The organism is Dapis brunnea BLCC-M229 (genome assembly GCF_050015995.1).
Lineage (GTDB): Bacteria > Cyanobacteriota > Cyanobacteriia > Cyanobacteriales > Microcoleaceae > Trichodesmium.
In genome coordinates this window covers 1-11,616 of the sequence record NZ_JBNHEP010000103.1, presented here as the reverse complement: position 1 = coordinate 11,616, position 11,616 = coordinate 1, and the positions used below count along the sequence as shown (strand labels likewise).

General features: G+C 35.1%; 5 protein-coding genes, 1 tRNA gene and 1 pseudogene. 4 read left to right on the top strand and 3 right to left on the bottom strand.

The genetic code is table 11. The features are described 5' to 3' along the window. Positions 1 to 795 precede the first annotated feature (795 nt). The 3 genes from ACP6PM_RS12645 to ACP6PM_RS12635 all read right to left on the bottom strand — a co-directional run bounded on the left by ACP6PM_RS12645 (position 796) and on the right by ACP6PM_RS12635 (position 6,085). Complete coding sequence (locus ACP6PM_RS12645) at positions 796 to 1,227, bottom strand: hypothetical protein (protein WP_426585089.1); 432 nt, start codon at positions 1,225 to 1,227, stop codon at positions 796 to 798. 670 nt (positions 1,228 to 1,897) lie between these two features. Next, positions 1,898 to 3,076: an aminotransferase class V-fold PLP-dependent enzyme gene (locus ACP6PM_RS12640; RefSeq protein WP_426585087.1), complete on the bottom strand. Its 1,179-nt coding sequence runs from the start codon at positions 3,074 to 3,076 to the stop codon at positions 1,898 to 1,900. 192 nt (positions 3,077 to 3,268) lie between these two features. Further along, positions 3,269 to 6,085 carry a response regulator gene (locus ACP6PM_RS12635; protein WP_426585085.1) on the bottom strand — a complete coding sequence of 939 codons (2,817 nt, stop codon included), beginning with the start codon at positions 6,083 to 6,085 and terminating at the stop codon, positions 3,269 to 3,271. A gap of 194 nt (positions 6,086 to 6,279) precedes the next feature. Between ACP6PM_RS12635 and ACP6PM_RS12630 the strand changes: the two genes are divergently transcribed. The 4 genes and pseudogenes from ACP6PM_RS12630 to gltX all read left to right on the top strand — a co-directional run. Continuing rightward, positions 6,280 to 7,818 carry a TM0106 family RecB-like putative nuclease gene (locus tag ACP6PM_RS12630; protein WP_426585083.1) on the top strand — a complete coding sequence of 513 codons (1,539 nt, stop codon included), beginning with the start codon at positions 6,280 to 6,282 and terminating at the stop codon, positions 7,816 to 7,818. A 421-nt stretch (positions 7,819 to 8,239) separates the two neighbouring features. Further along, the gene (locus ACP6PM_RS12625; RefSeq protein ID WP_426585081.1) at positions 8,240 to 9,367 is read left to right on the top strand and encodes an esterase-like activity of phytase family protein; all 1,128 of its coding nucleotides are present in this window, start codon (positions 8,240 to 8,242) and stop codon (positions 9,365 to 9,367) included. Positions 9,368 to 9,580: 213 nt separating this feature from the next. Further along, positions 9,581 to 9,654, top strand: a tRNA-Asp gene (locus tag ACP6PM_RS12620). 201 nt (positions 9,655 to 9,855) lie between these two features. Then, a pseudogene (gltX, locus tag ACP6PM_RS12615) lies at positions 9,856 to 11,280 on the top strand (glutamate--tRNA ligase); the annotation flags it as partial. Positions 11,281 to 11,616: the final 336 nt, after the last annotated feature.

Genomic DNA, 11,616 nt, shown 5'->3' with positions numbered 1-11,616 from the left:
ATTCTTCCTCCTACCTCCTCTAAATTCCCCATTCCTCCTGACTTCCCCTCCTGGGAGGGGTTAGGGGTGGGTTGACTCCTACCCTCACCCATAAGACTTTTTCAGCAAACCCTAATTAATAATTATCAATTAAATAATTCAGGTTCAAAGCCTCCCCTTTCAAGGGGAAAAAAGCGGTCGAGGGATGCCGAGGTCTCCTCGGCATATCCAATCGACCAAGAGAAGAAATAACATTTCCTTATATTCAATTTCGTAACGGTTTTAACCAGAGGTAATTATCAATTATCCATTATCCATTATCCATTAATGAACACCCTTGGTATTATAGCAGTTTCCATTTGAATAGACCACAGTAGGGAAGTTCCATGGAACGTCCCTAAAAGGGTTATAATTTTGAATATGTGGTTCAGGAATCTGAAAAGCGCTGTAGCTACTAATACAAGTTTAAAAAATGTTTGCTATAAATAGTTTAGTTGCCGCTTAGGAGTTAGAAATAAGGAATAAAAAAAGCAACAAAATTATAGATTTTATTGCTCTATCAGATCGATAAATTTATATAATAAAGAAGCAGTTATATTCAAGATTTCAATTATTCAAGCAAAAATTTATTGCACCTTTATTATATTAAATCCGCTTGGTTTAGAGTGTTATAAGAAACCGGGTTTATAGGAGGTAGATGTTAGTATGGTGGAGAATTTAATACAAACCCGGAATAATATACTTTTTTATACCGATACTATCCAGATTTGATATTACAGGATTTTTAATTAATTCACCAACAGAGTCTCATAATTTCTATTTTTGATAGAAATCTAAAACTTGATCGGTATACTTAGCAATCTCACCTTGATTATATTGACTTGGGTCTCCTGTCATCCACCATGCTGCTGCTCGACGCACTGCTAAGGACTCATCATTACCACTAGCAGCATATTGTTCTTTTAAAATATCTGTCATAACGCATCCCAAAATCTCCCTCGCTTTTGTTGTATTTGCCTCAAACTCTTCTACAGTCATTTCCTCTCCAGTGCAAAGTCTCGACCATCTAGGAATATTATCTGGTTTAATTTGCCAGTCGCTATACAGACCATCATTTTCTGTTCCTGTTTGTGGTGCTGCTAGTCTTAGTGCTTCGACTAATTTCTGAACCTGGGTATTAGATATCTGGGCTTTGACTGGCATTACCCAAATTGTTAAAACAGCGATGATTCCTAATATAAATCTCATAGTGTTTTACCTTTAGCTGGAAGTAAAAACGTAAATTTAGTTTAATATTATATATCAAGTCAAAAGTTTTGGTGTCATCTCAAATTCGGTTAAATTTCCTCACTATAGTTAAGTAGGTAGGCACGAAAAAAACTAACTATGTAACAAAAAGTAAAGTAGCTCTAAAAGCTCTTCCTTTCTGCCTTATGTCCTCTGCCTTCATATATAGCACTACGCAAATAGGGCGCGGACATTTCTAAATCCTGAAACCTTTTGATAGTCAACTGTTCCCAGTTAAGTGTTCCCTATTCCCGATTCAAGTAGCGCTATAACAATAAATTTTAACGCCTATCTACTTAGTGTAGGAACATTTTATAGATATCTCCAGAAATTCTCAGGACTTACCGACCCATTCGGGCGTTATACGGACTTCTGTTGTGTAAGGTGCATTGCAGGGCACCCTACGAGGGTAGTCCTGCATATTCATTAATGGATAATGGATAATTACCTCTGGTTAAAACCGTAACGGAATGTGGAATATAAGGAAATATCCAATCTCCCCTTGAGAAGAAAAAAAATCATTTTGCTTAATCCTATCCATTTTAAGGAGAGATAATAATTAATTATTAATTATTAATTATTAATTATTAATTGTTAATTATTAATTATTGAACCCCCTATTCCCAATTACCTAAACAAAAGCTTTAATTTCTGCAACTAATGTATCAATTTCTGCCTCTCCACTAAAATAATGAACACAAGCTCTCACACAATCTGGGTCGAGAATAGTTCGCACCATAATTTCCTTGTTTTCTAAATATTCAACCAACTCTTGATGGGATTTACCATTGGTTAACTGGAAAGAAACTAAACCAGATTCTGGTGGTGCTGTGCGCAAACATTTAATCTCAGGACTTTTGCTTAAATTTTCCCATAAATATCTACTTAATTCTTTGATTTTTTCATACCTTTCTGTTGCAGTTCCCCATTGATTATGTAGACTTATTGCTTCCCTTAACCCAGAATATAAAGGATAAGCAGAAGTTGCTATTTCATAACGTCTACCATCTGGTTGCCAACCTATCGGTTTACCAATTTTATCTTTCAAAACACTCCGCCAACCAATAAAAGTAGGACTTAAACTTTCTCTGGCTTTAGCACTTACATAAAGTCCCCCTAAACCTTCTGGTCCGCACCACCATTTATGACCAGTAAAAGCATAAAAATCAACTTCTGTTTCTGCTAATTTTAAAGGTAAAACTCCTACAGATTGAGCAGCATCAGCTAAGACTTTAATTGGTGATGGAAATAAATGATGACAAGCTTTGACAATTTCTGCTAATGGTAAAACTTGACCTGTATTCCACAATATATGACTTATTACTAATAATTTTGTATTTGGGCGTAAGTTTTGAGAAATTACTTCTACAGGATTTCCTTCATTTAAAGTTGCCATTATTGGGCAAGTAGAAACTTCTATATTGAAACGTCTTTGAATCTCCTGAATTGTGGCAATAACTCCCGGATGTTCACAGTCAGAAAGTAATATATGGTCTCCTGGCTGCCAATCTAAACCCCACAGTGGAATATTACAACCTACCGTAACATCTTCTGTCAAAGTAATAGTATCTGTAGAAACTCCTAATTCAGCAGCGATCGCTCCTCGTATTAAAGCTCCTTCATTTATCGCCCACTTACCAACTTTTTCAGAAAAAGGTCCGAGATTTTGTACTTTTTGATAAGAGTCATAAATTGCTTTTAAAGATATTTCAGGCATCGGTCCTTGACCGCCATAATTAAAATAATTTTTATTAGCTAAAGCCGGAAAATTTTGTCGATAATTTGACAATTGGGAAAGATTCTGGTTCATAAAATGATTAATGTTTAACAGCAAAGTTTTGTGCTTGGCAATTATATCATAAATTCTATAATATCTATAATAAAAAATAATATTAATTTAATTACATATTGCTACAGTGACTTTTGTCTTAGGGAGTCAGGAGTCAGGAATCAGGAGGTAAGAATTCTCATAGCTGATAGCTGATAGCTGACGGCTGAATGCTTACATATTTTCTAATTCAGATTTAGTCCGAACAAACTCATTTTCTAATTCAATTAACAGTTTTTCTGCCTCAAATATCAAACCAAGTTTAGCTTTTTCCTCCAGAGAAGCAGAAGTTTTCTCCATACCTACAATTCCCAAATTTCCACAAGATCCCTTTAAATTGTGAGCGGTTAATTGTAAAGTTTCAGTGTCAAGTTTATCTATAGCTTTTTTCATAATTGCTAACAGTTCTGAAGTTTCCTGAATAAACAAATTAATCAATTTTTTTAGTACATCTGGTTCACCCTCTATTTGTATTTCATCCCGAATAGTTGCGAGAACCTCCCAATTAACTAGAGGAACGCTAGAAAGCTTACTTAGGTTTGGAGGGGGAGAGTAAGAAACAAACTCGGATGTTTCTAGTAGCACTTCCGATCCTGAATTTTTATTTGCCAAAATTCTTGGTCCCCAATTTGCCACAACCCGCTGTAAACCTTGTACTTTAATTGGCTTACTAATATAATCATCCATACCAGTTTGCAGACAAATATCGCGATCGCCCTCCATTGCTCCAGCAGTCATTGCCACAATAACAGGTCTTTTGTCTAACTCTTTGCCGTATGTTTGACAGATATGTTTTGTTGCTTCCAAACCTCCCATTTCTGACATTTGTACATCCATCAACACTAAATCATAAGGTACTTGCTCCAAAGCTGCCAAAGCTTCCAGACCATTACTAACCACATCAGGACGATAACCCATCTGTCTTAACATCAACAACGCCACCTTTTGATTAATAACATTATCTTCAGCCAGTAAAATTCTTAAAGGTAGTTGTTTCGCCAGATTCTGATTCGTATCTACCTGAACTTGATTTTTCATCCGAATTTCCTGATTAGCAAAAACTTGTATCAATACATCGTACAATTGACTGGATTTAATCGGTTTATTCACAAAAGCTTGTAAATCTACCATAACATTATCCGTTGGACAACCGACTGAAGTTAACATTACCAATGGTAGTGTTTTCAGTTTTGGCAACTTACGAATTGTAGCAGCCAAATTTAGACCATCCATTTCAGGCATTTGCACATCTAAAATAGCCAAATCGAAATATTTATCTCTCATCAGCAAATCTAAAGCTTTTGCACCACTATCTACTCCTGTAGAAATCATATTCCACTTTTTAGTTTGTATTTTTAAAATGAGTCGATTAGTAGGATTGTCATCAACTATTAATACTCGTTTACCAGTAAGTTGAGGCTGAGGATTTTGATAAGGTTTAGGGATACTGGGAGCAGTTGTAGTTAAGATTGTAAAGTGAAAAGTTGAACCTATAACAAGAGAATTTGCACAAACTAAATTATTTTGATTCGCAACTACAGGATTTCCTGTCACATTCCCCGCACTTTCTGCCCACATTTGGCCGCCAATCATTTCACATAGTTGCTTACTGATCGCTAAACCTAAACCAGTACCTCCATATTTACGAGTACTGGAAGAGTCTACCTGAGAAAAAGGTTGAAACAGTCTCTTCAAACCTTCAGGTGAAATACCAATACCAGTATCTCTGATGGCAAAATGGATTTGGTGGGTAGGAGATTGAGAATTATCCGAGTTAATTTCTTCAGCAGTGACACTTATTATTACTTCTCCAGAGTCAGTAAATTTAACCCCATTACTGACTAAATTAACCATAATTTGACGCAACCGAGTCGCATCACTAATAATTGTGCAGGGAGTAGAATCATCTATAATATAGGCTAATTCTAGTTCTTTATCTGTAGCTTGAGGAACTAGCAAATCTAAACAAGATTCCACGCATTCTCGCAGATCAAAAGCTTGATTTTCTAACTCTAATTTATTAGCATCAATTTTTGAGAAGTCGAGAATATCATTAATAATAACTAGCAAATTATCTCCACTATCACGGATAATTTCGACAAAATTTCGTTGCTGGGGATCTAGAGCAGTATCTAACAGTAGACTTGTCATTCCTATTACTCCATTCATCGGCGTGCGTATTTCGTGACTCATATTGGCCACAAATTCTGACTTGAGCTTGGCTATTGATTGAGCTTCTTTTAGGGCAATATCTAATTGCTGATTTTTTTCTTCTAATTCTGCTGCTATGTCGGCTGTTTGCTTCTGGGATTTGGCCACTTTTTGAATATGCACTTTAACCTGTTCAACTGCAGGTCGAAATACAAGGAGTCCCTCTGACAAAATTAGTAATATAGCGAATATCAATAATAAATTTTCAGTCTGCCTAGCTTGCTGAACTTTTTTTTGGGCCTCAGCATCATATTGGAAAACAATTTCATTCATCCGTGGGAGAAAATTTGCCTCATTTTCCAGAATTTTTTCTACAAAAGGGCTAATATTTTTCTGTGGTGAATCTGAGTTTATAGCTATTAGCAAATCTTTAGCTGCCTCAACTATTGCTTGATAATATTCGTCCATTTCAGCAAACATTTGTTTGACTGTAGGGCTATTATTATTAGCAGGTAATCCTAACTCTGAATCTCCCCACTGTAGTCCCTCATGGGAACGTTGGAATAATTGCACAACATCTTGTAGTTCCTCTTGACGTTGTTTTTTTATTTCTGGATTGGCGCTCAACTGGATAGCTAATGAAGCTTTGCTCAGTTTTTGACTCAGCATTCGTTGACGACCTGCAATGTTAATTACCCGAGAACTGGTAAATTGATATTCTAGGGTTTTTTTTGCTATTATTTGTTCAACTAAAAATAACCCTGCAATTATACTGAGTCCGGCAATATAAAGCACCGTAAGGTGGTGAGTTGGAGATTGGTTTTGTAATTTTTTTAACATTTTTATAGTTATAGTTATTATGAAAGTTAATTTTCTTGAGGCTTAACTATTTGGTAATTATAAAAATTTTTTATTTTTTATCCATTTTATTTCTATTCTATCACTCGATTAAAGTCAATAGATATAGATTTTGATTTGTGTCGCTGTAGATTTTTGACTGCTGTTAAATGCCTGACTCACTAACTAAATAATTAATGTTTATAACTGACTCTCAGCTACTTTCTTACCAACGCTGTCCCAGAAAAGCATTTTTAGATGTTTATGGAGATTTTAGACAACAAGAATCTCCTAGCGATTTTTTGCTGAAATTGATTAGAGATAGTTCGGAATTTAGGTCTAGTATTGTCAATAATTATAATTATCAAAAACCAGATTATCCTCATGGAGATTTATTTGCAGGAGGCAAGGCTACAGAAGAATTAATGGCAGCAGGTGTTGATGTTATTTACAAGGGAATATTAATGATTCAGCAATCTGCCATACAATTACCCCCACAAAATCAAATTCATAGTGATAATTTTCCATCGATTAATTTTGTTAGTTATCCAGATCTATTAATTAAACAACCAGGATCTTCTCGCTTTGGTGATTGGGTTTATATTCCCATGGATGTTAAGTTAAGCAAACGTCCGAAATTAGAGTATCAAATAGTTGCTGCTTTCCACGCTCAAATATTAGAAAGTATTCAAGAAGTTTTGCCAGAAACTGCTTGGTTAATTCTCCGAAAAAAAGGATTATATAAAGTTAATTTAGAACAGCGAATTCAACAAATGCAGGAAACTATTTCTGAGTTGATTGCTATGTTGCAAAATTCTCTGGAACCAGAAGTCTTTATCTCCCGTCAAAAATGTAATATTTGTACTTGGTATAATAGCTGTCATACTGTTGCTGAAAATCAAAAACATTTATCTCTTTTACCAGGAGTTACTCCTAGTAGATATGCTGTGTTGAAGACCTTGAATTTAACAACTTTAGAATCTCTCGCTCAAGCTAATCCTAATGATTTAGAAAGTTACCCCGAATTTATTGATGGAATCGGAATACAAGTTGTACAACAAGCTCAATCTGTCTGGGAAAATAAGGTTATTTTGAGAAATGGAAAATTTACCGGAGAACTAGATAGTCAAACTTTACCAATTACTGATTATAAATTAACTAAGCTAGTCAATGCTCCTGTAGAATTATATTTTGATATTGAAGCTAAACCAGACATTAGCCTGGATTATTTACATGGTGTATTGGTGGTTGATAAACGTTACAATACAGAAAAGTTTTATGTTCATTTAGCCGAAAATCCTCTATATGAAGAATTGATTTGGCATCAATTTTTAGACTTAGTTTGGAAATATCCTATCGCTCCAATTTACCACTTCTGTGAATATGAAACTCAAACTGTAAAAAGATTAGCTAAACTCTATAAAACTCCGACATACAAGTGGAAACCATTATTGAAAAGATTTGTGGATATTCATCAAGTTGTGACTCAAACTATTACATTACCTATAGAAAGTTATGCCCTGAAAAATATTGCCCGTTGGTTAGGTTTTGAATGGCGAAATTCTGAAGCTAATGGCGCTCAATCTGTTTGTTGGTATGAGGAATGGTTGAAAACTGGCGATCGCTCTTTATTAGATGCAATTGTTATTTATAATGAAGATGATTGTTATGCTACTTATTATATTAAAGAATGGTTGTTCAAATTTTTAGAAGAAGGAAGAAGGAATGATAGATAAAAAAATACTAATTTAAGTATTTAGCTATCAGCACTAATAGCAAAGATAGGATATTGTTCAACAATTAATAATTAATAATTAATAATTAATAATTAATAATTACCTCTTCTGATAAAGAAGAGGATTGGTTAAAAGGAATTTTTTTCTTCTCTTGGTGGATTGGATATTTCCTTATATTCAATTCCGTTGCGGTTTTCCTTGAGGTAATTATCTATTATTCATTAATGAATCCCTATTCCCTATTTCCTTAAATATCACTATGTCATTGCGAGTGGAACGAAGTGCAAGGAAGCAATCTCAGGGGTTTTAGCTGCATAAATATTTTGTGCAGTTTTAACCCTTATAAGTCTGGTAGATCGAGGAGATACCATAAATATTTGAGATAAACAAATAAACACGACTTCTCAATTTATAATATTTGATGATGAATAACAAAAAAAATAAAAGATATAAATATCTAATTTTTACCTTAGTTACTTGTTTAGTTATTATTGTAACTATAGCCATAGTTATTAAGTCAATAACTCAAGCAATCATACCTCAAATAACTTTTTTAGGAGAGGTTAATTTTCCCACAGGTTTAAAATTTAAAAATACTGAAATTGGCGGACTTTCTGGCATAATCTATAATGCAGATAAACAAATTTATTACGCAATTTCTGATGACCGCAGTAGTAAAGCACCAGCCAGATTTTATACTCTAAAGATTGACCTAGAATCAGAGAAAATTTCAGAAGAAACTGTAACTTTTATAGATGTCATAACTTTATTAAATGAAATAAGTCAACCATTTCCTCCTCTAAGTATTGACCCAGAAGGAATTACTTTTACTGGAACTCATTTATTTATCTCTTCTGAAGGAGATAGAAAACGTCAAATACAACCATTTATTAAAGAATTTTCTCTAGCAGGTAAACAACTACGAAATTTGCCACTTCCAGAAAAGTTTCTGATACAAGCTGACAGTGGAATTAGAAATAATCTAGCCTTGGAAAATTTAACTATTACTCCAAGCAAAAAATATCTCTTCACTGCCACAGAAAATGCTTTAGTTCAAGATGGTGCAGAAGCAAGTGTTACTGCGGGAAGTCCTTGTCGAATTTTACAGTATGATTTAATTAAAAGTCAGCCAGAAAAAGAATTTTTATATATTACAGAACCTATTACTTCTACATCTAATAATTTAGGTGGTTTTAAGACTAATGGTTTAGTAGAACTAATAGCCTTAGATGATACTCATCTTTTAAGTCTAGAAAGATCTTTTTCTTTAGACACTGGAAATACGATCAAACTATTTCAAGTCGATTTGTCAGATGCAGATAATATTCAACAAATTAATAGTTTAAACAGTAAACTTACTAATATTTCTCCCGTACAAAAAGAATTACTATTAGATTTGAGCAATTTAGAATTAATCTCAGACAATATTGAAGGAATGACCTTTGGTCCAAGATTGGCAGATGGTCGGCGATCGCTCATCCTAATCAGCGATAATAATTTTAACCCCCTACAAGTGACTCAGGTTCTCATTTTCACCACTAACCTCTAGCCATGCAAATCAAAATTTAAAAATTAAAAGTCAAAAGTCTCAAAAAGACATTGGAGGATTTATCTACTAATCCTCAATAAAAAAAAATCAAACTTTTAAAGTCTTATATAGTAAAGGTTTTGGCTAAAAGGAACAGAAAGATGCAAAAAAAATTTAGAGAAATGCTTGACAAATAAAATAGAAAGCGCCATAATTGTATATGGCTTAAAAAAAGGGACTGTAGTTCAATTGGTTAGAGCACCGCCCTGTCACGGCGGAAGTTGCGGGTTCGAGCCCCGTCAGTCCCGTAAAATATATAACTTAACACTCATAACAAATATCATAGATATTACTGTTTGATGAAAGCCTAATTTTTGTGGTAAAAGTAGGAAATCAAGTCAGTATCAAAATTAGAGATTTTTATATCACTCTGGTGGATTATATATCTTCTCAGATTTAACCAGAAGTAGAATAAAATCTAAAAACAAAAAACTAAAATAGAAATTGATATGAGTGTTAGAGTTCGTTTGGCCCCAAGCCCAACAGGAAATTTACATATCGGTACAGCCCGAACTGCTGTATTTAACTGGTTATTTGCACAGAACCAGAAAGGAAAATTTATCCTAAGAATAGAAGATACAGATTTAGAGCGCTCCCGCCCAGAATATACTAAAAATATTACAGAGGGACTAACCTGGTTAGGATTAAAGTGGGATGAAGGACCATCCTATCAGTCCCAACGCCTAGAACTATACCAGAAAGCAACTCAAGATTTACTAGACAAAGGATTAGCCTATCGCTGCTATTGTACAGCAGCAGAACTAGAGGAAATGCGGGAAGCCCAGAAAGCAAGAAAAGAAGCACCCCGCTACGACAACCGCCACCGGAACCTCACAGCTAAACAACAAGCAGCTTTTGAAGCAGAAGGAAGGCAAGCAGTAATTCGCTTCAAAATAGATGATGATCGGATAATTACCTGGAATGATATGGTCCGGGGGAAAGTAACCTGGAAAGGCAGTGACCTAGGAGGAGATATGGTCATTTCCCGTGCTGCAGGAGGGGGTAAAGTAGGACAACCCCTCTACAATATGGCAGTGGTAGTAGATGATATGGATATGAAAATTACCCATGTGATTCGGGGTGAAGACCATATTGCAAATACAGCTAAACAAATATTACTTTATGAAGCCTTGGAGGGAAAAGTACCAGAGTTTGCCCATACACCTCTAATTCTGAATAAAGAAGGACGAAAATTGTCAAAACGGGATGGAGTAACTTCAATTTCTGATTTTAAAGAATTGGGTTTTACTCCCGAAGCACTAGCAAATTATATGTGTTTGCTTGGGTGGACGCCTCCAGACGCAACCCAAGAAATATTTACCCTAGCAGAAGCAGGACAAAAGTTTAGTTTTGAAAGGGTGAATAAAGCAGGAGCTAAGTTTGACTGGGATAAGTTGGATTGGATAAACAGTCAATATCTACATAGTTTACCAGTAGAACAACTGACAGATAAATTAATTCCCATCTGGCAAAAAGCAGGATATGAATTAGATCCCAAAGGCGATCGCTCTTGGTTAGAACAACTAACAGCATTAATAGGACCAAGTTTGACTCGTCTCACAGATGCAGTGGAAATGAGTAAGTTATTCTTCTCTCCTACTGTAGAACTGGATGAAGCAGCAGCAGAACAAATGCAGAAAGAAGATTCTGTTAAATCTATTAATTCTCTCCTAGAAATGATAGATGCTGATGTACCTCTAGGAGCGGATGATGCACAGCAAAGTATTAAAAAAGTTACTCAGAAGGTTAAGGTCAAAAAAGGCATAGTGATGCGATCGCTAAGAGCATCCTTAACAGGTGCGATGCAAGGACCAGATTTAATTCAGTCGTGGTTACTGCTGCATCAAAAGGGTTTTGATGTATTAAGGTTCAAAAAATCTATAGGTCAGGAAATTGAGGAAACGAAGAAAGCAGAGACTACTGCTAACAAGAGCAAAGGTACTGTTGTGGTAGAAACAGCAACTCCAAAATCTCCTGCTTTATCACAACAAGCGCAAACTAAGACAAAACCAGCACCTGAACAAAAACAAGTAGCAGAGAACAAAGAGACAAAAATCTCAACACCAGCAGCAACTCCGACTACTGGTGCAGCAGCTAAAATTCCAGGGGAACCGACTGTACAAAAAGAGAGAAAAATCTCAGCATCACCATCATTAGCAACACCAACTCCGACAAGTACTGGTGCCACAGCTAAAACTCCAGGGGAAGCA